General features: G+C 39.6%; 21 protein-coding genes. 16 read left to right on the forward strand and 5 right to left on the reverse strand.

Annotated features, from left to right (window positions below):
- Positions 1 to 185: 185 nt before the first annotated feature.
- The 4 genes from HZ311_RS10115 to HZ311_RS10130 form a co-directional block, all read right to left on the reverse strand.
- Positions 186 to 656, reverse strand: coding sequence for a glutathione peroxidase (locus tag HZ311_RS10115; RefSeq protein WP_010736340.1), 471 nt, complete (start codon positions 654 to 656; stop codon positions 186 to 188).
- 297 nt (positions 657 to 953) lie between these two features.
- Complete coding sequence (locus HZ311_RS10120; RefSeq protein ID WP_019724149.1) at positions 954 to 1412, reverse strand: S-ribosylhomocysteine lyase; 459 nt, start codon at positions 1410 to 1412, stop codon at positions 954 to 956.
- Positions 1413 to 1564: 152 nt separating this feature from the next.
- Complete coding sequence (locus HZ311_RS10125; protein ID WP_023519092.1) at positions 1565 to 2713, reverse strand: cystathionine gamma-synthase; 1149 nt, start codon at positions 2711 to 2713, stop codon at positions 1565 to 1567.
- A 48-nt stretch (positions 2714 to 2761) separates the two neighbouring features.
- The gene (locus HZ311_RS10130; RefSeq protein WP_023519093.1) at positions 2762 to 3679 is read right to left on the reverse strand and encodes a PLP-dependent cysteine synthase family protein; all 918 of its coding nucleotides are present in this window, start codon (positions 3677 to 3679) and stop codon (positions 2762 to 2764) included.
- Positions 3680 to 4052: 373 nt separating this feature from the next.
- Between HZ311_RS10130 and efp the strand changes: the two genes are divergently transcribed.
- Complete coding sequence (gene efp, locus HZ311_RS10135) at positions 4053 to 4613, forward strand: elongation factor P (RefSeq protein ID WP_010736336.1); 561 nt, start codon at positions 4053 to 4055, stop codon at positions 4611 to 4613.
- 61 nt (positions 4614 to 4674) lie between these two features.
- Here the strand turns inward: efp and HZ311_RS10140 are convergent, their stop codons facing one another.
- Entirely contained in the window at positions 4675 to 6171 is a 1497-nt protein-coding gene (locus tag HZ311_RS10140; RefSeq protein ID WP_010736335.1) for a helix-turn-helix domain-containing protein, read from the reverse strand.
- A gap of 354 nt (positions 6172 to 6525) precedes the next feature.
- On the opposite strand from HZ311_RS10140, the gene HZ311_RS10145 reads away from it, so the two are divergent.
- From HZ311_RS10145 to HZ311_RS10215, 15 genes are all read left to right on the forward strand, one after another.
- On the forward strand, positions 6526 to 9969 hold the full coding sequence (locus HZ311_RS10145; protein ID WP_023519094.1) for a vWA domain-containing protein: 3444 nt from the start codon (positions 6526 to 6528) through the stop codon (positions 9967 to 9969).
- The gene (locus HZ311_RS10150; RefSeq protein WP_023519095.1) at positions 9966 to 11318 is read left to right on the forward strand and encodes an isopeptide-forming domain-containing fimbrial protein; all 1353 of its coding nucleotides are present in this window, start codon (positions 9966 to 9968) and stop codon (positions 11316 to 11318) included. The genes HZ311_RS10145 and HZ311_RS10150 overlap by 4 nt, the downstream gene beginning before the upstream one ends.
- On the forward strand, positions 11315 to 13183 hold the full coding sequence (locus HZ311_RS10155; RefSeq protein WP_178946647.1) for a SpaH/EbpB family LPXTG-anchored major pilin: 1869 nt from the start codon (positions 11315 to 11317) through the stop codon (positions 13181 to 13183). The genes HZ311_RS10150 and HZ311_RS10155 overlap by 4 nt, the downstream gene beginning before the upstream one ends.
- 39 nt (positions 13184 to 13222) lie before the next feature.
- Positions 13223 to 14068 carry a class C sortase gene (locus HZ311_RS10160; protein WP_023519097.1) on the forward strand — a complete coding sequence of 282 codons (846 nt, stop codon included), beginning with the start codon at positions 13223 to 13225 and terminating at the stop codon, positions 14066 to 14068.
- Positions 14069 to 14159: 91 nt separating this feature from the next.
- Positions 14160 to 14801 carry a PAQR family membrane homeostasis protein TrhA gene (trhA, locus tag HZ311_RS10165; protein ID WP_010736330.1) on the forward strand — a complete coding sequence of 214 codons (642 nt, stop codon included), beginning with the start codon at positions 14160 to 14162 and terminating at the stop codon, positions 14799 to 14801.
- A gap of 273 nt (positions 14802 to 15074) precedes the next feature.
- Positions 15075 to 16331 (forward strand): diaminopimelate decarboxylase, encoded by a 1257-nt coding sequence (lysA, locus tag HZ311_RS10170; RefSeq protein ID WP_019723557.1) that lies wholly within the window; start codon positions 15075 to 15077, stop codon positions 16329 to 16331.
- Positions 16318 to 17124: a diaminopimelate epimerase gene (gene dapF / locus HZ311_RS10175; protein ID WP_019723556.1), complete on the forward strand. Its 807-nt coding sequence runs from the start codon at positions 16318 to 16320 to the stop codon at positions 17122 to 17124. The genes lysA and dapF overlap by 14 nt, the downstream gene beginning before the upstream one ends.
- Complete coding sequence (dapA, locus tag HZ311_RS10180) at positions 17121 to 18002, forward strand: 4-hydroxy-tetrahydrodipicolinate synthase (protein ID WP_178946648.1); 882 nt, start codon at positions 17121 to 17123, stop codon at positions 18000 to 18002. The genes dapF and dapA overlap by 4 nt, the downstream gene beginning before the upstream one ends.
- On the forward strand, positions 17999 to 18718 hold the full coding sequence (gene dapB, locus HZ311_RS10185; protein ID WP_023519098.1) for a 4-hydroxy-tetrahydrodipicolinate reductase: 720 nt from the start codon (positions 17999 to 18001) through the stop codon (positions 18716 to 18718). The genes dapA and dapB overlap by 4 nt, the downstream gene beginning before the upstream one ends.
- A gap of 1 nt (position 18719) precedes the next feature.
- Positions 18720 to 19415, forward strand: coding sequence for a 2,3,4,5-tetrahydropyridine-2,6-dicarboxylate N-acetyltransferase (dapD, locus tag HZ311_RS10190; RefSeq protein WP_019723553.1), 696 nt, complete (start codon positions 18720 to 18722; stop codon positions 19413 to 19415).
- 20 nt (positions 19416 to 19435) lie between these two features.
- Entirely contained in the window at positions 19436 to 20431 is a 996-nt protein-coding gene (locus HZ311_RS10195) for an aspartate-semialdehyde dehydrogenase (RefSeq protein ID WP_023519099.1), read from the forward strand.
- Positions 20428 to 21777 (forward strand): aspartate kinase, encoded by a 1350-nt coding sequence (locus tag HZ311_RS10200; protein WP_023519100.1) that lies wholly within the window; start codon positions 20428 to 20430, stop codon positions 21775 to 21777. Before HZ311_RS10195 ends, HZ311_RS10200 begins: the two co-directional genes overlap by 4 nt.
- The gene (locus HZ311_RS10205) at positions 21737 to 22831 is read left to right on the forward strand and encodes an amidohydrolase (protein WP_023519101.1); all 1095 of its coding nucleotides are present in this window, start codon (positions 21737 to 21739) and stop codon (positions 22829 to 22831) included. The genes HZ311_RS10200 and HZ311_RS10205 overlap by 41 nt, the downstream gene beginning before the upstream one ends.
- 35 nt (positions 22832 to 22866) lie before the next feature.
- Positions 22867 to 24039 carry a pyridoxal phosphate-dependent aminotransferase gene (locus HZ311_RS10210; protein WP_023519102.1) on the forward strand — a complete coding sequence of 391 codons (1173 nt, stop codon included), beginning with the start codon at positions 22867 to 22869 and terminating at the stop codon, positions 24037 to 24039.
- Positions 24040 to 24159: 120 nt separating this feature from the next.
- Entirely contained in the window at positions 24160 to 25539 is a 1380-nt protein-coding gene (locus tag HZ311_RS10215) for an FAD-dependent oxidoreductase (RefSeq protein WP_010736320.1), read from the forward strand.
- Positions 25540 to 25761 lie beyond the last annotated feature (222 nt).

Genomic DNA, 25761 nt, shown 5'->3' on the forward strand with positions numbered 1-25761 from the left:
TTTACTTTTTTGAAATAGCAAAAGTTATTGTCAGTATTCTAGTCAAAAAAATACATGGTCTTGAAAAAAATTTTTTTCAAGACCATGTACTTTATTTAAGTCGATCTAAGCTTTTTCTCTAAATAGAAATGAGTTTCATTTGACCAATAATCTAAAATGTTGATTGTCCAATTATTGCATCTTGACTAAAGAATGGCTTCGATTGCTTCTTTCATTTTTAATGGTGAAGTTTTTGGCGCAAAACGTTCAATTACTTGACCGTCTTTATCAATAAGGAATTTTGTAAAATTCCATTTGATTGCAGGTGTCAAAGTACCTGGTGCTTGTTCTTTTAAATAATCAAATAGGGGATCAGCATCCCCGCCATTGATTACCGTTAGTTGATGCATGGGAAATGTAACACCATACGTTGTTCGGCAGGCTTCCGCAGCCTCATTTGCAGAAGCTACTTCTTGCTTGAATTGATTCGATGGGAAACCTAACACTACTAACCCTTTTTCCTGATACATCTGGTAAAGCTCTTCCAACTGTTCAAATTGCGGCGCCAAACCACATTTTGTTGCAGTATTAACGATGATCATAGGGTGGCCCTTGTATTTGTCCAATGAGTAAGTTGTCCCATTTTCTAATGTGACGTTAAAATCATAGATATCCATTCGTTTTTTCCTCCTATTTGTTGATGTATAATAAAGGGTTTGCTGACGTAGTCCCCTAAACTGAAAACATAATGAGCGAAAGTCAATGCCTTCGATCATTAGCCAACATGGAAGACTAAGAGATATTATTTGAGTTTTCTCTTAAAGTTCACGCCAAATTGTCTTTCTCATAACTTACCAAAACAAGCCGTAAAAGACAAAGATTTGGCATGTTCTTTTGTCTTTTACGGCTTATGACTATGAGATAGAGGTCACTTTCCTCAATCTCTATTATGATTAAATAAATGTATGGTCTGTTTATACTCCGACGTCTGACCATTCATCTCGTTTTGCTAAAAATTCACGCGCTAAAGCTTGTGCGCCTTCTAACGTATGGTTTGCAGCCCAGCCACATTGGATTTCGTTACTTGCTGGAACTTCTGTTGCTTGTAGCACATCTTTCATCGTTTTTTCTAAAACATCTAAAATATCGTCATAATTTTCATGATTGATGACAGTAAGATAGAAGCCTGTTTGGCATCCCATTGGTGACCAGTCTACAATATAATCTGCATGATTACGGATGTTTTCGGCAGTTAAATGTTCTAAAGAATGCAAACCTGCCATATCCATGTGTTCTTTGTTTGGCTGTTTGAAACGGACATCATATTTGATGATCAAATCGCCATGCTCGCCTTTTTTACGATCAGCTACACGAACATAAGGGGCTTTTACTTTACGGTGGTCTAAATTAAAACTTTCGACATTCATTTTCATATTGAATTACTCCTAACTATCTGATGATTCTTTTTAGGGAAATGAAAATCCTCTAAAAAGATTGGGTCGATTTATCTAAATTCTAACACTTATTGCAGGTCAGGTGTAGAAAACTGATTGATTTTTTTTCAATTCTTTAAAGATAAAATGGATCAGTGATTTTTCAATTGGGTAAAGGCTTGGTTCAAATCATCTAAAAGATCTTGGGCGTACTCGATTCCTACGGATAAACGAATCAATCCGTCTTTGATTCCAGCTTTTTCGCGTTTTTCTTTAGGTACAGAGGCATGAGTCATCACAGAAGGAATTTCCACTAAACTTTCGACACCACCTAAGCTTTCAGCGAGGATAAATAGTTGCAAAGCTTCTACAAAAGGAATTGCATCTGCGTCGTTTTTCAAGGTAAAGGAAACCATTCCGCTATAGCCGGACATCTGTTGTTTCGCAATTTCATGATTATTATGGGTTGTTAGACCAGGGTAATAGACTGCTTCAACTTCAGGATGGTTCGCTAATAATTCTGCTACAGCATAGGCATTTTTTTGATGTTCTTCCATACGCACACTAAGAGTTTTGATCCCGCGTTGCATCAACCAACTATCTTGTGGACCTAATACGCTACCGATGGCATTTTGATAGTAACCAATTTGTTCCGCCAACTCTTGGTTGTTTGTCGTAACTAATCCAGCAACGACATCACTATGCCCGCCTAGATATTTTGTGCCACTGTGTAAAACAATATCAGCGCCTAATTCTAAAGGTTTTTGAAAGTATGGTGTAGCAAATGTGTTATCCACGATTGTTAACAGGTCATGATTTTTTGCAATGGCAGCCCCTGCTTTCAAATCGGTGATTTTAAGTAGAGGATTACTTGGTGTTTCTAGGTACAAAGCTTTTGTATTGTCTTGAATTGCTTCTTCAATCTGTGCAAGATTACTTGTATCGACGATCGTATACTCTAACCCATTTTTTGTAAGAACATTATCAAATAAACGGAAAGTTCCACCATAGACATCATCGCCTAAGAGAATGTGATCTCCAGATTGGAATAAGGAAAAGACTGCATGGATTCCTGCTAGACCTGAGGCAAAGGCAAAGCCACGAACGCCACCTTCTAAGTCTGCGATCAATTCTTCTAAAGCAAAACGTGTTGGATTACCTGAACGTGAATATTCGTATTCTTTCGGTTGTCCAACTGCATTTTGGCGGTAAGTCGATGTTTGATAGATCGGTACGCTAACTGCACCGGTTGTCGGATCTTCACTAATACCACCATGGATCAATTTTGTTTGAATATGCATAATTATTTCCTCCAATTTCTTCATTGAGTTTATTGTGTCGTTTGTTGCTTACAGATAAATATTTTTTGATAAGTAACGATCGGACGTGTCTGGAAATATGGTCAGGATAGACTGTCCGTTCGGTAGACGTTGTGCTTCTTTTAAGGCTGCGGCAAAAGCGGCTCCGCTCGAGCTGCCTACTAATAATCCGTGTTCTTTTGCTAGTTGACGTGTGTAAGCAAATCCTTCAGCATCAGAAATCGTTTCAAATCGATCAATTGTCAACTCACTAAGAAAAGGGGGGACAAATTCAACGCCGATGCCTTCAATTTCGTGCCCATGTGAAGGACCACCATTCAAAATTGATCCTTCTGGCTCAACACCAATCAGGCGAAGTTCAGGTAAACGATCTTTTAGAAATTTTGCGGTTCCAGCAAACGTACCACCACTTCCAATACCGGCAACAAAACTATTGATTGACCCTTCCAATTCTTGAAACAATTCAGGCCCCAATGTTTGGTAATAAGTGGCTGGATTGTCTGGGTTTTCAAACTGCAAGGGAACATAACTATTTGGGATCTCAGAAGCTAATTGTTTACTTTTTTCGATCGCACCAACGATTCCTTCTTCTGTAGGAGTGTGTACGATTTTTGCGCCTAGTGCCTGCATGATTTTTTGTTTTTCTATACTAAATTTTTCTGGTACGACAAAAATTGTTTTTAAATTGAATTTCAAAGCTGCCAGACCTAAACCAATCCCTGTGTTACCAGCAGTTGGCTCAATGATCGTTGTTTCTTGATCGATTTTTCCGCTCTCAAGACCGGAAGTCAATAAATACAAACCTAAACGGTCTTTGATACTACCTCCTGGATTCAAGTATTCCAGTTTTGCATAGATCACGGAATCTTTTGGCATAGGAAAATCTTGCGCAGTAAATTTATAGACGGGTGTATGCCCGATTGCTTCAGTAATTGATGAAATGATCACGAATCCAAACCTCCAAAAAAGTAAAATAAAAAGGAGCTGACTATTTAATCAGCTCCTCGTAAGATCATAAATTGAAAAGACCAAGAAAGAAAACACTTTCACTACAGAAAGAGATCTTTCATTCAACTATGAAGGGCAATTAATAGACATGGCAAACAGTATGCTGTTTTTATACACCATACAACAACACTTCAATTGTTTTAAGTAATTGATTGCCATGTTTATCCCTCCAATAATGATTTAATTAAAAATAGCATGAAAAAATAAGAAAGTCAAAGACTATCATTTGAAAAGCAATAATTTCCTAGTTTTATAGACGTTTGTCTGATACAATAAGGGTGATTATGATTAAGAAAAAAAGGAGCAAAAAATAATGATCTCAGCAAGCGATTTAAAAGCCGGAATGACATTTGTCCAAGACGGAAAATTGATCAAAGTAATTGATGCAAGCCATCACAAACCTGGTAAAGGAAATACTGTGATGCGTATGAAGCTAAAAGATGTTCGTACTGGTGCTACTTATGATACGACACTAAGACCAGACGAAAAATTTGAAAAAGCACACATTGATACAAAACCAGTTCAATACTTATACACAATGGATGATACAGCATTCTTTATGGATCTAGAAACATACGAACAATATGAGATCCCTGTAGAAACTGTAGCTGAAGAAATGAAATTTATCTTAGAAAACATGGAAGTTAAAATCCAATTCTTCGGTAGCGAAGTGATTGGTGTCCAATTACCAACAACAGTTGTCTTACGTGTCGTTGAAACACAACCATCGATCAAAGGTGCGACAGTGACTGGTTCTGGTAAACCTGCAACGATGGAAACAGGCTTAGTAGTCAATGTTCCTGATTTCATTGAAGCGGATGAATTACTAGAAATCAATACAGCAGAAGGTTCATACGTAAAACGTGCAAAATAACCGAGTGTAGTAAAAAAGCTTTTAAGCAGGATGCTTAAAAGCTTTTTTTTATATTAATCAGTTAATCAGCAAACAATGTTTGTAGTTTTAAATGATGGACTTCTAACAGTCGTTGATACAGATTTGTCTCAAAGTCTCTATAATGACAAAAATCAAGGACTGTATACTTAGAAGAATCAAGACCATTAGGAATCAGCAGGGGGGAACCAAAGATGAAAAAGTCATATTCTTCAGTGATGGGAAGCGTGAGTCGCTCGATATCTACAAAGGGGATCTTCTTGCCTAAATTCAAGATTTCTGCGGAGATCAGATGCTCAGAGACGTTGACAAACCCAACTTTCAATTTATAGTTTTCATCGATTTCTGAATAATATGGATAAAGTAAACTGGCTTGTAGAAAGGCTAATTCACTTACGCAAGATTTCAACCAGGTATAGTTTTTTCGTTGTGCGATTTTTTTCCAAAACCCTTCGATTTTGATTGTCAAGATACGTAAAAGTGGGTATTTATCTTGAATATAAGAAGAGATAAATAATGTGGTCAAAGGAATTTTTTGCTTGAACATGCTAAAGTTACCGATGGATAGATAGAGATTCAAAAGCAAAGCGGGCTCTTTTTCAAAATGGAATGTACCAATAAATGTCTGACAGTGCTCTTGAAATTCCTCTAAAATAGCTTTGATCTCATTACTCGGTTGTTGATAGGAATGTTGCACGATCGGCACACGAATATCTTGATTAGAGGTAAGAAACGGCCAATAATAGAACAAATAAAACAAAGAGTTTACCTCTAAGATATCTAAACGAAGATTCGCAATTTTGAAGAAGTCGTAAAAAAAGTCAATGTTTGTTTCACTTGGAATAAAGGAATCTCTCGATAATCGATAGATATCCGTAAAATGATTATTTTCGATCCTCAGCAAACAAATCAGACAATGGAGACTAGCTTGTTTTTTTCCTAAATCAAACTTATTCTTGTGTTGCGATCCTTCGTGCTTATAAATCAATGCGCGAACTTCTTGGCTGTAAGGAATACTATCCAGACTTTCTCCTAATGAAACAAACCAAAAGAAGTTGAAAAAAATGATACGAATCAGCATTTCAGAACCAGATAAGGTAAGATTCGATAAATTCAAATTGATATTGTACTCCTTCAAATATTCAGCCAATTTTTTTGTTTGTCGAAAACATGTTGAGCGGCTGATAAAATGGCGATTGCAAAAAGCTGCAAGATCTTCATCTTGTTCAGTCAGAAGACTGATCAATAATTTATAAGGAACACTTTCTGTTGATAGGAAATGTTGGTATTGGGTATATTGAACAAGTTGTTCAGGAATGGATAACTTGTTTTTAGTATGTAACAGTTTAATATCAGTAAATTGTTCTAAATCATCTTGTATAGCACATAGGATTTTTTTGAAACGGGTCGGACTGAAATAGAAATCTAAGTTTTCTCGTACATGATCTAAACTATATTCCCCCGGCCATAAGGTCATTATCTTTCCATACACATTTAATTTCATTCTTGCATGGTCATCTAATAAAATTTTTTCAATCAATTCTTCACCTTCTTTTTATATTTTTATTATTAATACCGTATTTATTTTTCCTTGTAAATACTTGTCTCAATTTTCTAAAAAAACTCTACCGGATTTAGAAATATTTTTTTAAAATTTGTCTCAAAATTATTGCTCAATGAGTATATTTTGTGAGAGAAAAGAATAATAAATCGGTTTTAAATAACTAATCATTCAATGTATTCGTTTTACTATATCAAATTTAAAGCTCCTTAAAATAACTGTAATTTAATAGTTAGAGACAAAAGAGAAGAGAACTAGAAAGATTAGTGAATTTTTTCTTTTTTTTATATTATCTAATTGAATTTTAAAGTTTTTCTAAGGAGGTATCCATAAATGAAGAAGCGAAATTATTTCATCGTTTTCTGTCTATTTTCTCTATTTTTCGTCACCTATTTCTATTTCCAAAAAGGAAAGACTGTGGCAGCTAATGAAGAGGCAACCATTGAAGTCTTAAATAATGAATATGGCAAAGTAAGTATTAGGAAAATAGATCGTCAGCTAACGGTCGTGTATCGATTAAATGAGCAAACACAAGAAAACAGATTTTTATTCCAGTTACATCCAAAAGATGCACCTGAAACGAATCTGCTTTCCTCTGTTTCTCAGGAATATCAAGAATACACAGATGAGCAACAACGAAAATGGCTAGCAGGTGATTTTTCTCAAGCCATTGAAGAAAAAGAATTGACCATTGAATTGCCGAGTACGAGCAAAGAATTTCAACTCAATATTCAGATAGAAGAAAAAACGGGTCAGTTACTTTTATCTGACCCAGCTTCCTTTTCATTTTCTATAGATAACGAGAATCAGGAAACTGCACAAACGAGTGAACCAACGTCTGAAACCACGACTTCTTCTGAAAACAGTGAGGTGTCGGATGATTCATCGATAGCTAAAAACGAATATCGTCCGTTTGAACAACCAAAATTATTCAATGAACAGTTGAAACCGAAAGGGTTAGCGACGATTGAACCGGAATATACCACAGATGAGCAAGGAACCTATCCGCAAGCGATGTGGCAACCGGAAAATGACGAGAATGTACGAAATCATCAAGGGAATCGTCATGGTCAATCACAATGGGATGGATTGACGAATTGGGATGGTGACCCAACCAATCAAAACAATTCTTATATTGAATATGGTGGGGAAAAAGAAGAAGCCGATTACGCAATCCGTAAATTTGCCAAAGAGACAGCGACTCCTGGATTGTTTGACTTGTATCTGAATGTTCGAGGAAATACCCAAAAAAATATCCCTCCTTTAGATGTCGTTCTGGTTGTTGACTGGTCTGGCAGTATGAATGAGGACAATCGTATTATTGAAGTGAAGAATGGGATTGATCGATTTGTCGATACCTTATCAGAAAGTGGTGTAACGGAAAAAATCAATTTAGGTTATGTTGGTTTTTCTAGTGAAGGCTACGACAATCGAACGATACCGATTGCAGGATTTGATTCTGTAAAGGAAGAAATCCAAGCAGCCACACCTGATTCAACAAGTGGTGGTACGTTTACTCAAAATGGTTTACGTCAGGCAGGCGAGATGTTGTCTGAACAAAATGGTCACAAAAAGGTGATCGTTCTTTTGACTGATGGTGTTCCGACATGCTCCTATCACGTATCAAGTGTGGTGACTGAAGAGGACGTTAGTTATTATGGCGCGACTTTTAGCAATCAAGTCGATCATCCCGAATATACTTCAAAAATTTCCCCGCCTTATCTTGTACCTGTTAGAGACCAATATTCACAATGGCGTTGGATCAATTCAACGTTTACAGCAACGATTGGTGAAGCAATGGCATTGAAACAACGAGGAATCGAGATCCATGGCTTGGGTATACAGTTGCAAGGAGATGAAACTGAAGGCATCACGAAAGAGGAAGTAGAACGTCGAATGCGTAAGATGGTTTCCACTGGCGAAGACGGCACGGCATATTATGAATCTGCCAATGAGTCTACAGATATTGCTGATTATCTAGCCAAAAAAGCTGTGCAGCTTTCTGGAACAGTCGTTGATGGAAAAATCACTGATCCAATCATTGATCCATTTGTTTATCAACCAGACAGCGCTTCTGTTACAAGTGTAGGGACAACCCCTCTATCGATTGAGCCACTTCTCTCTATTGATGGGCAAACGATCAACGTCGATAAAATCTATTTAGAAAAAGGGCAAGAAATCCAACTACATTATCAAGTGAGACTCCAAACAGAAAGCAAAATGTTCGAGACTGATACTTGGTATCAAATGAATGGGCAAACAATCTTCCAACCAACGAGCAACCCAGATGTTCTTGCTAAATTCGGTGTGCCGTCAGCCAAAGCACCAGGTGTATCTCTTGATTTTTTCAAAGAATGGGAAGAATTTGATCAAGATACGACGACTCGACCAGAGAAAGTGATTTACGAAATCAAGCGAACAGGAATCACCGAAACATCTAGTTGGGAAAGTGGCTATGTACAATTAAGTAAACCGGAAGAGGAGAACACCAATGTTTGGGAGCGAACCAATATCACCAAACTTCTAGCGTCCAGTGAAGCGTCTCGTGAAACCCTCAGCTTGCCAAAACACAACAATCAAGGGCAAGAATTTCACTATGAAGCGGTGAATGAGTTAGATGTACCAGGATATCAATCAGAAAAAGTCAACGCAACGACTTGGAAAAATAAAAAACAATTTGTTCCTTTAGATTTAAAAATAACCAAGAAAACTTCGTCAGCTGACCATCTCCTAAAAGGAGCAGTGTTTCAACTAACGATTGAAGGTCAGGAGATTCAGCTGATCGACCATGAGGATGGTACCTATTCATTGCCAGAAGGCACACGCCTTGAAAAAGGAAAATCTTATACATTGACAGAAATCAGTGCACCTGCTGGACATGAAAAATCGGAAAAGCAGGCGTGGGAAATTGCTATTTCTGACAATGGGGAAGTAACAGTGGACAAACAACAAGCTACAGTCACTGATCAAGTGATCCAATTGACGATTGAGAATCCATTTGCAGACCTTCCGATAGCCATAAGAAAATATACCGAAAAGGACAAACAAAAAATCAATCTGGCAGGAGCAACTTTTGCTTTACAAATAAAAGGAGAAACAGGAACCTATCATACACTGAAAGAGGAAGTTACCGCGTCATCAGGATTGGCAGAATTCGTGATACAAAAAGCGGGTGAATATCGCTTAGTAGAAACAGCAGGACCGCTTGGTTACGATACGATTCCAGGAAACTATGAATTTAAAGTTGACCCTTACGGTACGATTCTCTATGACGGAGAAAATGTAGAGGAAGATACCGTTTGGACATTGACGCATATGAATCAAATCAAACCTTTTGATTTAACAGTCCTAAAGCAAACGGATACAGGACAGGTGTTAAAAGGGGCAGTCTTCCGACTATCCGGTTCAGATGGACAGGTTGAATTACCAAACGACGATAAAGCAACTGATACATTTGTTTTTGAGAACCTAAAACCGGGTGAGTACACGTTGGAGGAAATCAAAACACCAGAAGGTTATCTGGGGTTAGAGCAACCCGTACAGATCGTTATCCAAACGGATGGAAAAGTAACTGTAGATGGTGAACCATCAGAAATCCAGTTACAAACTGATCATACGAACAACCAAATCCATTTGGTCATCACCAATCAGGCATTGATCCCACTGCCTGAAACCGGAGGATCTGGCCGACTTGGCTTCCTATTATTAGGTATCCTTGCGATTGTTTCATTTGTCGTTTATTTAAGGGGGATGAGACGAGGAGGCATTTCAAGTTGACCAAGTATTATTGGTTCTTGCTGTTGTTGCCTTTTCTGTTAGTTGGTGGTGCCAAAACGTGTATCGCCCAAACACAAGAGATGGTCCAGTTGATTGTCCATACTACGCAACCCTCATCAGATAAACAAACGGAATCTCATAAAGCGAGTTTTGCGGTTTACGATGTGACAAAATCATTTTATCAATTACGTAAAAAAGGATTTACTGTCGAAGAAACACAACAAATCATTGCGCGACAAGGTACTTCAGCAGGTTCTTTTCTAATGGAAAAACTGGTGAAGTCGAACAATGATGGAGAAGATGTAGCAATCTTTGATCTACGTGAGTCAACGAATCAAATAGGTAACGTTTATTTAGTGAACGAAACCACTCACATAGCAGATGCGTTTGTAGGATCACAAAATGTAGTCGTGGTTTTGCCTCTTTATGATTCATATGATCACCCACAAAAGGCAATCCATCTCTATCCTAAAATGAACCAAGAGCCATCTGCGATCGTCTTTGAAAAAAAGCTTGTAGAGGAAAAAAACACTTATTCGATTGGTGAAAAGATCTACTATCAATTGGATATCCAGTTTCCAAATGGAATAGCAACTGAAGAAACATGTGTAGTCACTGACAGTGCGACGAAAGAGTTGGAGTTGCTAACTGAATCGCTCAAAGTCCACAGTGAAGAAAAACGCTTGGAAAATCTGACGTTTCATAGCCATAGTCAAGGATTCAGTATTGCGTTTAACGGTCAAGACTTGCAAGATCTGGCAGGTAAAACAGTGAGGATCAACTATCAGATGCGTTTACGACAAGATGCAATCGCTGATCAATCGATCATCAATCAAGCGACATTAGATATCGGAACAGCATCATTGTCACGAAGTACACGTATTCGAACAGGAGGGAAGTGGTTTCAAAAAGTTACAAAAGATAAGGAACAACAGGTGCTAGAAGATGCAATGTTTATGATCAAAAACCAACAGGAAGAATACCTGCATTTGAAAGATGGAAAATATTGCTGGAAAAAACGAGCAAGAGATGCAATAACGCTGACTTCTGATCGAAATGGCTTATTTTCCATCAATGGCTTAGCAGACGGAGAATATTTACTTGAAGAAATCAAAGCACCAAAAGGGTATAAAAGAAATCCTTATGCTGTCTCGTTTGTCGTAAAAAGTATGTCATATGCCATCAATGGACAACCTAGTGAACCTTTGAAAATCACTAATCAGAAACAAGAAACGAGTTTTCTTTTTCCAAAAACAACTGACGAAAAAATAAGTGTTGGTATGATTGGTGGCATATCGATCATAGGTAGTTTCATTATTTATCAAAAGAACAGGAGTAAAGAAGAATGAAGAATAGAAAAAATTTCAAAAAAGTATTACTATGTCTTATTTCATCACTACTTACACTGGTGGCATTACTTCCTAATCCACAAGTGTTTGCTGAAGGAATGGATGCACAATTGGTGATCCACAAAAAGAAAATGTTAGATTTCCCACAACAAGAGATCCAAAATACAGGGAAAGAAATGACTGAATTCAACAACTATCAAGGGTTGGCAGATGTGACGTTCCATGTGTATGATGTCACTGAATCATTTGCTGAAGCAAGAAAAAATGGCGCGACGATTGAAGAAGCAAAAGCGATCGTCCAATCACAGACTTCTGGCACAGCTCTTCTTTCTGGTACCACAGACGCTCAGGGGGATCTTTCTTTAGCATTGCCAAAAAAACAAGCTGGAAAAGATGCAGTTTATGTGATTGAAGAAGAAGCAAAATCAGGAGTAACAGCTGCTGCAAATATGGTTGTGGCATTTCCAGTATATGAACTGATCAAACAATCCGACGGTTCATATCAATATGGGACAGAAGAACTAGACGTAGTTCATTTATATCCTAAAAATGTCGTGGAAAATGAAGGAACGCTGAAGGTCAAAAAAGTAGGTTCAGCAGAAGGTGAAGCACTAAACGGTGCGGAATTTGTCATTGTGAAAGAAGATGCAGGTGTTGCCAAATATTTGCAAGGTGTAGCACAAGGAATGTATACATGGACAACTGATAAATCTAAAGCAAAACACTTTGTGACTGGCAAAAGCTATGAAATCGGTGAAGAGGACGTTGCTGAAAATGAAGCAGAGAAAGGTCAAATGCTCATTACTGGATTAGAAGTTGGCGAATATGTGTTAGAAGAAGTAAAAGCACCTGAAAATGCAGCGATGATCACTGAGCAAACGAAGACACCATTCACAATTGTTGCTGGTAGCCAAACGCCAGTTGAACTTACAGTGAAAAATGATACGACGAAAGTAGAAAAAGAAACGCCGCAATTAGATAGGCAAGACGTAGCAATCGGAGAACCGATCAATTATGAGATCAGCGTCAATATTCCTCTTGGGATCGCGGATAAAGAAGGATCAAACAATAAATATACCACCTTCAAATTGATTGATACACATGATCCAGCTTTAACATTCATGAACCAATCAACGGGAGAAACAGGTTATGCACTTTACGATGGTGAAACGATCATTGATTCAACAAATTACCACGTAACTGAACAAACAAACGGCTTCACAGTAACGATTGAACCAACTTATATTCCTTCATTGACTCCAGGTGGTACGTTGAGTTTTGTTTATTACATGCATTTGAATCAGTTAGCAGAACCAACCCAAGGCTATAACAACGAAGCAAATGTTGATACTGGACATACGACAGATCAAACACCACCAACTGTGGAAGTACTGACAGGTGGGAAACGATTCATTAAAGTAGATGGAGCAGTAGCTGATATCAAACCATTAGCAGACGCTTCGTTTGTGGTACGTGATCAAGATGAAGCAACAGCGAAATATTTGATCATTGATCCAGTAACAAAAGCAGTAGCGTGGACGACTTCACAGGAAGAAGCAACGATTTTCACGACAACAAGTGATGGATTAGTGGATATCACAGGCTTGTCTTATGGTACGTATTATTTAGAAGAAACAAAAGCACCAAACAATTATGTGAAACTAACTGAACGAATTGCGTTCAAGGTCGATCAGCAATCTTATGCTGTTGCAGGTGAATTGGTTGCACCAGAGAAAGTACCAAACAAACACAAAGGGACATTACCAGCAACTGGTGGCAAAGGCATTTCATTGTACATTTTCTTAGGTGTGGTTTTACTGACAATCGTGGGTGCATACTGGCTAAAACGACCAAAAGTTAAATAGTATCAAATGAAGAACAAGTGACTCGCTGAGGAGAATAAAATGAAACAAAAAAAATGGCGTCTGTTAGATCTAATCATGTTCTCGGTATTTTTTATCGGTGTCCTCAGCTTGGCGTATCCTTTTGTCAGTGATACGTTGAATAATTATCTCGACCAGCAGATCATCAAAAATTATCAAAAAAAGGCAAAGTCTGAACATGCGACAGAACTTGCTGAATTACAAAAGCGGATGATCAAAAAAAATGAACAACTGGCATCAAACGTAGCGATGCCAGAAGCAGACCCATTTTCCAAGAAAAAAAAGAATGATCAAAAATCTCAGAAATCGTATATCGAATCACATGCCGTTGGTGTTTTGACGATCCCCAAAATCAATGTCAGCTTACCGATTTTTGATCAAACAACGACGAAACTATTGGAAAAAGGCGCTTGTCTGCTCGAGGGCACCTCATACCCGATCGGAGGCAAATCGACACATGCGGTACTTTCCAGCCACCGAGGCTTGCCGCAAGTAAAATTGTTTACAGATTTACCTCAATTAAAAATAGAAGATCACTTTTATATTGAAATCAATGGACAGTATCTTGCGTATCAAGTCGATCAGATTAAAACCGTAGCACCGACAGAAACAGAAGCGCTACAAATCCAAGAAAATCAAGATTTAGTCACACTGGTTACTTGTACTCCGTATATGGTCAACAGTCACCGTTTATTAGTACGCGGACACAGGGTCGCTGTTGAACCAGAAGAAATAAAAGAATCGTTAGAAAAAGTGAAACAGGCGAAGCGTACTGCATTTTTACTCGTAAATGGCTTGATCAGTGTGTTTTTGTTGCTATTTATTATCATGATGATAAAATATTTTACAAAAGTTATTAAAAAATGATATAGTTTTGGAAACTAGATGCTAAAGTTTTTGTAAACAGAACATCCTTCATGTATAATGAAATTGAACAAACGAAATGGAGTGGATCAAGATGGAGATAGAATTTAGCCGAAAGTACCAAATCGTCAATGAAGTATTAAATGCGGTGACCCATGGGATTGCAGCTTTGTTAAGTCTGCTTTGCTTCAATTTGCTGATGGATCGCGCCCATACAACCTTAGATTATGTCGCTTTTGCGATTTATGGTAGTTCTCTTTTTCTGCTATTCTTTTCTTCTACGTTATTTCATAGTTTGATTTTTACGAAAGCAAAAAAAGTATTTCAGGTATTTGATCATTGTTCGATCTACCTTTTGATTGCTGGAACCTACACGCCATTTTGTCTGCTAGTCGTGCAAGGAACGACAGGACTAGTTTTGCTAAGTGTTATTTGGGCGACAGCAGTGATCGGTATCATCTATAAATGTTTGACTTTAACAAAGACAAACAAGGTATCAAAAGTTTCAACGATCATTTACAATGTGATGGGGTGGGCAATCATCGTTGTGCTACCTAAGCTCTATCAGAATATCGATTTGACTGGCTTGCTACTGCTAGTTGGCGGAGGAATCGCCTATTCTGTGGGATCACTATTTTATAGCATGAAAAGCAGACGATTCACCCATGTGATTTGGCATCTATTTGTCATGTTAGGTGCAGCGTTGATGTTTTTAGCAATCTATGTAAGTAATTGATTTAAGGAAAATATGCTTCAAAAAACTGACCAATTTATTGGTCAGTTTTTTTGTCTATTTCTAAGAGAATTATGTGAAAATAAATAGTGGTTTTTATTTTTTGTTTTCTGTATGCAATAAAATTGAAAAATTAAACATTTTTGCTGAAAATAGCGATTTAAACTAGACAATTCAAACAATTTTGTTTAATATTATTCAAATAAAATTCAAATTATAATCTAAGGATATTTCAATTTGATGAGAAAATAATTTTTTGAAAAGAGGGAAAAGAGAATGACAGAATTAACGATCGGCGAAATTCCAGTGAGTCAATTAGCAAATGAATATCAAACACCCCTATATGTGTATGATGAAAAAAAGATGGAAGAAACGATAAAGTCGTTTAAGCTGAACTTTGATTCTGATTCTTTTCAAACAAAGATCTTGTATGCGTCTAAAGCCTTTCAAACGGTAGAATTACTCCATCTAATTGCTGAACAAGGGTTAGGTCTAGATGTCGTAAGTGGTGGGGAGATTTATACCGCGTTACAAGCTGGATTTCCTTTAGAAGATATTTATTTCCATGGCAACAACAAAACGATTGATGAATTAAGATATGCCATTGAAAATGATATACGCCATTTTGTTGCAGATAATGGGATGGAAGTCGAAGTCTTGGAAGAGTTAAGCCGAGAATATCAGAAAAAGCTACAGATCATGTTGCGATTGAACGTAGGGATCGAAGCACATACCCATGAATACATCGTCACCGCACATATCGATTCAAAATTCGGCATGCTTTACGATAGCGATGTTTGCCAACAAGCGATTGCACGTATCCAACAAAGTGAATTTCTTAGATTGGAAGGCTTTCATGCCCACATCGGCTCACAAATCTTTGATATGACTGCTTGGCTGGCTGAGATCGACCAGCTGGTTACCTACCTTGAAGATTTTCAACAACCGCTTTCTTTAAATCTGGGAGGGGGCTTTGGTATCCGTTATACCGAAGCGGACACACCTTTACCAATTGCAGAATCAGTCAAACATCTGGTTACACACACAGAGCAGACGCTAGCTGACAGAAACTTAACGATCGATCGCTTATTGATTGAACCTGGGAGAAGTATCGTTGGTGAAGCCGGAACAACACTTTATACAGTCGGCTATATCAAAGAAACACCTCACAAGAAATATTATTTTGTGGATGGTGGGATGACAGATAATATTCGACCGGCACTTTATCAAGCAGAATATACCTGTGATTTGGCAAATAAACTAGACATTGAAAAAACAGAAAAAGTGACGGTTGCCGGAAAAATGTGTGAATCAGGAGACGTGGTGATCCAAGAAACACAGTTGCCTCCTGCAGAGCCAGGTGATCTTCTGGCAGTGTATGCCACAGGAGCCTACGGATATTCGATGAGTAGCAATTACAATCGTGCACTGCGACCAGCAGTTGTTTTTGTCAAAGATGGCGTGTCGAGAGAAGTCGTGCGTCGGCAAACTTATGCGGATCTATTGAGAGGAGAAGTCTATGCAGATTTATAAATATAATGGTTGTGGCAATGACTTTATTCTCTTAGATTACGATGAAACGATCGACTATAGTCATTTGGCTCAAAGCTTATGTGCACCTACGGCTTACGATACGGATGGATTGATTGCTGTTAAAACCGAACCTTTAGAAATGATCTACTACAATAAAGACGGTAGCCGTGCGCCGATGTGTGGCAATGGTATCCGTTGTTTTGCCAATTATGTCAGCGATCAACAATTACTTGAAGCGCCACAATTTGCGGTCAAAACGCTTGCTGGGATGATCCATGTGACAATCCATTCACGAAAGCCTTTTTATTGCACAGTCGACATGGGTTCGCCGGACTACCGACCAGAGAAAGTAGGCGTAGCGCAATCAACACCTATCATCAAACAAACGCTGACGATTGATGAGCGAAAGGTAGAGCTGACTAGTTTATTCATGGGGACGATCCATACAGTTGTTTTTGTTGAAGATGCGTTGGCTGAATTAACCAAAGAGACTGGAGAAAAACTCTGCCATCATCCCTTATTCAAAGAAAAAACAAACGTCAATTTTGTCCAATCTGTCAATGAAGAAGAATTGATCGTCCGCACGTATGAACGTGGGGTCGGTTGGACACTAGCTTGTGGTACAGGTTGTTGTGCAGCGTATGTCGTCGCAAGAGATCAAGGATACCTTTCCGGCTTACAAGCGACGATTCATTTAGAGCAAGGCGATTTACTGATTTCTGGCGATAAAACGATCACGATGGCGGGACCAGCCACCTATGAATGGCATAAAAATTTGGAGGTAGAGGCATGATCAAAGGTTCGATTGTCGCGTTAGTGACACCAATGACGGAAACAGGTGCAGTGGATTATCTAGGCTTGGAGCAGCTGATTGCGTTTCATCTGAAAGAACAAACAGACGGCTTACTGGTCCTTGGAACAACTGGGGAATCACCCACACTATCTGAGGAGGAAGAGGAAGAGATCGTACGATTCACCGTTGAAAAAGTCAATGGACGTATCCCAGTGATTGCTGGTGCAGGATCAAATGCAACGGCGAAAACGGTCAAGAAAGTCCAACGCTTTGCTGAACTTGGGGCAGACCAATTATTAGTGATCACCCCTTACTATAATAAAACGAGTGATGTAGGGTTACTGGCTCATTTTAAAGCGATCGCAGACGCTTCCTCGCTACCAATCATCATATATAACGTACCGTCACGAACAGGGATGACGATTTCGTTACCTGTATTAACAGAACTAGCGAAGCATCCACGAATCATCGGCATCAAGGAAGCCTCTGGTGATATGTCCTATACAATGGAAGTGGCGCAACTGATTGATGAATCATTTGCACTATACAGTGGCAATGATGATTTGATTTTACCTATTCTAAGTATTGGTGGTATCGGTGTGATCAGTGTTTGGGCAAATATCCAGCCAAAAGTAGTCCATGAAGTAGTTCATGATTACTTAAACGGAAACAGTCCTTCAGCAAAAGAAAAACAATTGACTCATTTAGCGTTGATCAATGCCTTATTCAGTGAAACCAATCCAATTCCAGTGAAAGCAGCAATGAATCATTTAGGCTTACCTGCTGGACCATTAAGACTACCACTGATTGAATTAGGCGAGGAGAAAAAGCAACAACTTATCGCACTGTTAACAGAAAACGGAGGGGCAAGCACATGAATATAGGGATCATCGGAAGTGGAAAAATGGGTAAGCGAATTGCAGAAGTTACCGAAGAATATCAACATCAGCCATTGAGTTTGACCGAATCCTTACAAGCAACGGAGGAATTATCGTTTGCTCAGACACCAGCAGTCATGATCGATTTTTCTCATCCAGCTGGTTTGGATAAAATCTTGCGATACAGCAAAGCTCACCAAGTCCCACTGGTGATTGGCACAACAGGCTATACCGAAGAGCAATTTGCTGAAATCGCCCAAGCAGCTCAAACGATCCCTGTACTCTACAGTGCTAATTTTTCATTAGGGATCATGGTGATGAATCGCTTGATCAAACAAGCAGCTAAAGACTTAGCCAGCTGGCAGATCGAATTAATCGAAAAACACCACAGCCAAAAAAAAGACGCACCTTCTGGCACAGCCAAGCGCTTAGTAGAAACACTACAATCTGTTCGAGAGCTGACGCCTGTCTATCAATGGGCGGACAAATCACGAGAAGACCAACAAATCGGTGTCCATAGCCTACGTGCAGGCTCTTTTCCAGGAGAACATGAAGTCCTTTTTGCAACCAAAGATGAAGTTCTTTCAGTGAAGCACGAAGCCTTTTCAAATCGAATTTTTGCAGAAGGGGCAGTTCAAGCAAGTATCTGGTTGGCCGAGCAGTCAGCCGGTTCATATCAATTAGAAGATTTATTTGAACCTAGAGGAGGAGCCTAAGTTGAACGCACAAGAAATCATTCGTTTTATTCAAACAGCAGAAAAAAAGACCCCAGTCAAAGTTTATTTAAATGTATCAGAACCTGTCGAGTTTCCGAATGCGAAAGTATTTGGTGAAGTGCATAGTCCAATCGTTTTTGGAGATTACAAAGACATCGCGCCGGTACTAGAAAAAGAAGCGGAAAAAATCTTAGCGATCGAACTAGAACAAACTGCTAGAAACAGTGCAGTTCCTTTACTGGATGTCAAAGACATCAACGCTCGCATCGAACCAGGCGCTGTCATTCGTGATCAAGTGACCATCGGCGATCAAGCAGTGATCATGATGGGCGCTGTGATCAACATCGGTGCTGAGATCGGGGATCATAGCATGATCGATATGGGAGCAATCCTAGGCGGACGTGCGACTGTCGGTAAGAATTGTCATATCGGTGCTGGAGCTGTGTTAGCTGGAGTCATCGAGCCAGCTTCCGCTCAACCAGTAGTGATCGAAGATGGTGTATTAGTTGGTGCGAATGCAGTGATCGTCGAAGGCGTTCGTGTTGGAAAGAATGCAGTCGTCGCAGCAGGTGCAGTCGTTTTAGAAGACGTTGCCCCTGAGACGGTCGTTGGTGGTACACCGGCACGTGTATTAAAAATAAAAGATGATCAAACCAAAGAAAATACCGCATTGATTGCAGCACTAAGAGAATTGTAGGCAAAGAAAGGATGAAAAACATGCGCGAAATAGATACCTGTATTGTCGGAGCGACGGGATTAGTCGGTCAAACTATGTTAAGAGTATTAGAGGAGTACGATTTTCCAGTAGGAAAACTCAAGCTTTTAGCATCCAAACGCTCTGCGGGGAGTCTGTCTGTGTTTAAGGGAAAAGAGTATGTTGTCGAAGAACTGACTGAGACTTCTTTTTCTGGGTATGATTTGGCGCTTTTTTCAGCTGGAGCATCCGTGTCTCAAACATTTGGCCCAATTGCACGTCAAGCCGGCTTAGTAGTCATCGATAATTCTTCAGCGTGGCGAGAAGATCCTACGATCCCGTTGATCGTCCCTGAAGTAAATCTAGAGGATCATACGTTAGATCCATTGATTGCCAACCCAAATTGTTCGACGATCCAGTCCGTGTTACCACTGAAAGCACTACAGAATACCTTTGGTGTGACACGTGTCAATTACACGACGTATCAAGCTGTTTCAGGTTCAGGGCAACAGGGAATCGCTGATCTACAGGCGACAAAAAATGGTGAACCAGCAACTTTTTATCCCCATGACATCAGTCAAACGGTCATTCCAGAAATCGATCGCCCAATGGAAAATGGGTATACCAAAGAAGAACAAAAAATGATCAATGAAACAAAAAAAATCTTGCATCAACCAGATTTGCCTGTATCTGCGACTTGTGTCCGTGTACCGATTGAAAATGGCCATGGTGTCTCGATTGCTGTTGAGTTAGAAAAGGAATTTTCATTGGAACAAATCCGTGCTTGCTTCAGTCAGTTTCCAGGGATTTTGGTTGTCGATAACTTAGCAGAACACCAATATCCCACAAGTACATTAGCAAGAGGCACAGACCAAGTATACGTTGGGCGTATTCGTCGCGACCTCTCTGTTGAAAATGGCTTACTCTTTTACACCGTGGCTGACAATATTCGCAAAGGCGCTGCGGCTAACGCGGTGCAAATTGCTTTGGCGCTTCTACAAGAGGAGGTCCTTTCATGAAAGTCGCAAAATTTGGTGGAAGCTCGATGTCTCATGAAGAACAGTTCCGTAAAGTCCGTGAGATCGTGTTAGCTGATCCTAATCGAGAAGTCGTTGTCGTTTCCGCTTTAGGAAAAAGAACCGATGAAGACGATAAAGTGACCGATTTACTCTATTTGATCCATGCGTATCTTCAACATAAGGTTGATTGGACGCCACTATGGGAACGGATCACACAACGTTTTATTCAAGTTAGGGATCTTCTGTCACTCGACTTTCCGATTGAAAAAGAATTAACCACGATCGAAACACATCTAAAACAGGAAAAAGTGACGATCGATTATTTAGTCAGTCGTGGGGAGTATCTGACTGCGCAATTGATGGCGGAATATTTAGGGTATACCTTTGCAGACGCAAGTGAGCTGATCTACTTTGATTATGAAGGAGGCATCGACTTTCCGCGTACAGAGCAAGCAGTACGCGAGATGTACCAGAAACACCAAAAGTTGATCGTCCCAGGATTTTATGGTGCCAACCCAGCAGGAAAAGAAAAATTACTTGGTCGTGGGGGCAGTGATATTACCGGCTCCGTTTTAGCAAGTGCCTTACAGGCAGATCTTTATGAAAATTGGACGGATGTTTCAGGCATCATGATGGCAGACCCAAGAATCATTGACTCACCGAAAGTCATTGAAGAGATCTCTTTCCGTGAATTACGAGAAATGGCTTATATGGGTGCCAATGTCTTGCATGAATCCGCGATTTTTCCTGTACAAGAAGCTGATATCCCGATCCAAATCAAAAATACGAATCGACCGAATGATCATGGAACAAAAATCTCAAATCATGAAGTCGAAAAAGAAAATGGATTGACGGGGATTGCAGGAAGAAAAGACTTTCTTTCAATCACCTTGTTCAAACGACATATGTCAGACGAGATCGGTTTTATTTGGAAAGCCATGAGTATTTTTGCAAAACATGGCATCTCGATCGAGCATATCCCCTCTGGCATCGATAATATCGGTGTCGTCGTTTCGGCGGAATTGATCATGGATAAATTGTTTTTGATCACGAAAGAATTACGTGAGGAATTAGGCGTAGAGGAAATCGAGATCATCGAAGACTTGGCTTTGATTTCTGTTGTAGGTGGCCCACATAAGGAACCAATTGGACTTTCTGGAAAAGTATTATCGATTTTGAATGAGTTAGAAATCAGGACCTCGATTTTATCGCAAGGTGCGCAAGAGTTGAATTTGATCATCGGCGTACCCAATACACAATATGAAACCGTGGTAAAAGGAATCTATGAAGGGATGGTGAGGCGACATGTTGGCAACACACCGAATGGCGTTACATCAAATTCCTGAACTTGGCTTTCATGAATTTAAAACGAAAGAATACCTTTACGAACAAATCAAAAACTGTGGTGGCGTGATCCATGAAATCGATGAGACAGGCTTGTTGGTTTATTTTGATCAGCAACAAGACACAACGATTGCTTTTCGGACAGATATCGACGCGTTGCCCATCACTGAAGCCACAGGGTTACCTTTTGCGTCTACACACCCAGGATTCATGCACGCCTGCGGACATGATGGTCATATGGCAATGCTCTTAGGATTGACCGATTATATTGCTACGCACCGTCAAGAGATGCGGCACAATATCGTCTTGATTTTTCAACCCTCAGAAGAAATTGCTGGCGGGGCAGATAGTGTGATCCGTTCTGGGTGGTTGGAACATTACAAGGTACAGGCAATCTTTGGTTTTCATTTATGGCCAGGCTTGCCAGAAGGAAAAGTATTTTCACGACCAGGTGCGTTGATGGCGCAAAGTAGTGAAACAGATATCATCGTCCAAGGCAGATCTGCGCATATCGCCTCAAGCAGTCAAGGCATCGACAGTCTAGAAGCAGCTGTGCGTTTTATGAAACAAGTCTATGACTTTGATGAATCTCTGCCAGAAAACCTTGAACATCTCTTGAAATTTGGTCAGATTACAGGTGGGACGATCCGCAATGTCTTAGCCAATGAAGTCGTGATCTCAGGCAGCATTCGTTCATACAGTCGTAAGACCCAAACGGACTTAAAGATGCAACTAGCACGACTAGCAAAAGAATTCCAACAAACTTCCCCAGCGAAAATCTCATTTCGTTATAACGATGGGTATCCTGCTGTACGTAACGATGAACAGTTGTATGCAGCACTTGCCCACTCAGAGTTATTACATGAGTTGGCTGAGCCTGTCTTACAAGCAGAAGATTTTGGTGTTTATACGGAACACTATCCTTGTGTCTTTTTCTTCTTAGGTGTAGGTGATACACCAGCCCTGCATGATGCCACCTTTGATTTCGACATGGCTGTTTTAGAAAAAGGATTGGAATGGTACCAAACAATCCTTTACACCGAGGAACTTTTCTGAAAAAATAAGGATAGTAACCAAAAGGGGAGAAGTCTATGAATCTACACCATCGTTTTAATCCAAGGCTGGCTAAAATCGAAGTCTCGCAGATCCGTATGTTCGATCAGCAAATCTCAAGCATTCCGGGCATCATCAAATTGACATTAGGTGAGCCAGATTTTTCAACACCTGAAGCAGTCAAAGAAACAGGGATCACAGCCATCAAAGAAAACTATTCTCATTATACCGGGATGAGAGGTTTACCAGAATTATGTGAAGCAGCTTGTTTCTTCCAAAAAGAACGTTACGGTCTTTCTTATGATCCGCAAACGGAAGTACTAACAACGATCGGTGCCACAGAAGCGATCGCGACAGCTTTATTAGCGGTCTTAGAAGAAGGGGATAAAGTATTGATCCCAGCACCTGCATATCCCGGCTATCAACCAATTGTTGATCTAGCAGGCGCCGAATTGATCACGATCGATACATCAGACACTGGCTTTATTTGTCAGCCAGAACAACTAGAAGAGGCGTTTGCCAAATACGGAGACGAAATCAAAGCAGTGATTTTGAATTACCCAAGTAATCCAACGGGAACATTGTTATCTGCGGAGCAAATGAGCAAACTTGCAGAAGTTTTAAGCCAGCACCCAGTCTTTGTCATCAGTGACGAAGTTTACTCGGAGTTGAACTACGTGGGAGATCATGTCTCGATGGCTACGTACTTGCCTGAACAAACGATCGTCGTGAATGGACTCTCTAAATCTCATGCCATGACTGGTTGGCGCATTGGGTTTCTCTTTGCTCAAAAACCAGTGATCGATGAATTGATCAAGGTCCACCAATATTTAGTTACTTCTGCCACAACGATTTCTCAAAAAGCTGCGGTCGAAGCCTTGACAACGAGTATGGACGAAGGGGAAAAAATGAAGGCCCGCTACGTCGAACGCCGAGATTATCTATTGCCGCAACTTACGGAATTAGGTTTTCAAATCTCTCAACCTGATGGTGCGTTTTATTTGTTCTGTCGCTTACCAGAAACAATCCAGATGAATTCGTGGGATTTTTGTTTAGCACTCGCAGAACAAGGTAAGGTTGCCTGTATCCCTGGCTCAGCTTTTGGACCGGAAGGTGAAGGATTTATCCGAATCTCTTATGCAAGTGGGATGGATGACCTACAAGAAGCGTGTAAACGTATCGGCACATTTTTAGCACAATTAAAAAAATAATATTAAAATAACTAATAAAATTTTTAGGCAAGCCTTTTCATTTGCATTATTATTCTTAGAATGATATCGTAAAATTGTTTAGAATGATTCTAAACAATTGTTATGAGGAGGGTTTTGTCAATGGAAAAAACGAAAGTAATTATTGTCGGTGCATCACATGGAGGGCATCAATCCATTTTAGAATTACTATCTAGATACGGAGAAAATGTGGATATCACCTTGTTTGAAGCAGGCGACTATGTTTCATTTATGTCATGCGGCATGGAATTATATTTAGAGGATCAAGTCACTAGTGTGAATGATGTCCGTAATTTCAGACCGGAAAACTTTCCGCAACCAAATGTGGCGATATTAAATAACCACGAAGTAAACACAATCAATGCAGATAAAAAAACAGTTACAGTTACACGTAAAGAAGATGGACATACAGAAGAGTATGCTTACGATAAATTGATTTTGAGTTCAGGTGTTAAACCAAACTCATTACCTGTTCCAGGAACAGACTTAGAAAATGTATATTTGATGCGTGGCTATAATTGGGCAACGAAAATCAAAGAACGCATGACAGACCCAGCAGTGAAAAAAGTAGCTGTGATCGGTTCAGGTTACATCGGGATCGAAGCAGCAGAAGTTTTCTTGAATGCAGGGAAAGAAGTAACGTTATTAGATATGATCGATCGTCCTTTAGGTACTTACTTAGATAAGGAAATGACAGATATCTTAGAAGCGCACTTAAAAGAAAAAGGCATGAACATCAAAACTGGCGTGAATATCAAAGCCTTCACAGGTGACGGTAAAGTCGCAGCCATCGAAACAGACAGTGGCACGATCGAAACAGATTTGATCATCCAAGCTGCCGGTGTCAAACCGAATACCGAATGGTTGAAAGGCATCGTTGATTTAGATGAACGTGGCTGGATCATCACAGATGAATACCTACAAACAAACTTACCTGATGTTTATGCAGTAGGAGATGCAACACTTGCTTATTCGATCCCAGCAGGCAAAAAAGTGCCGATCGCATTAGCAACAGTTGCACGTCGAGAAGCACGCTATGTCGTTCAACACTTATTTGAACAAACACCAAGCAAACCATTTGGTGGCTTAGTCGGCTCATCTGCGTTACGTGTGTTTGACTATCATTTTGCTGCAAGTGGCTTGAACAGCTTCACAGCTGATCGCGCTGGCGTAGCCATCAAAACAGCCTTCTATGAAGATACGATCCGTCCAAAATTCGTACCAGAAGAATTTGGGAACGGAAAAGCAGCTGTACAATTAGCCTATGATCCATTTACGCACCAATTGCTAGGTGGCGCTGTTTTATCAACGAAGGACATCACTGCACAAGGCAATGTCTTAGCACTAGCAATCCAACAAAAATTAACGATCGAAGACTTGGCAGAAGCAGATTTCTTCTTCCAACCAGGACACGACCGTCAATGGAGCTTACTAAACTTAGCGGCACAACAAGCACTAGGTGAAGAGCCATTTGTGGAGTAAAAACTAAATTTAAGTAATAGTAAATACGGAATAACAGGTGGATGGAAACATTCAGCCTGTTGTTCCGTTTTTTTATTTATTCGTAAGAGTTGTTTGGGTTGAAGGGAAATGTTGACGATTATGCTGTTAAAACAGCTTTTTAGGAATGTAATAATTTTTTTTGATATTTTTTGATATGATTAAGATGGAAGTTATTTTAATTTGTTAAAGTAATATTTTAGT

It is taken from the genome of Enterococcus mundtii (assembly GCF_013394305.1).
Taxonomy (GTDB): Bacteria; Bacillota; Bacilli; order Lactobacillales; family Enterococcaceae; genus Enterococcus_B; species Enterococcus_B pernyi.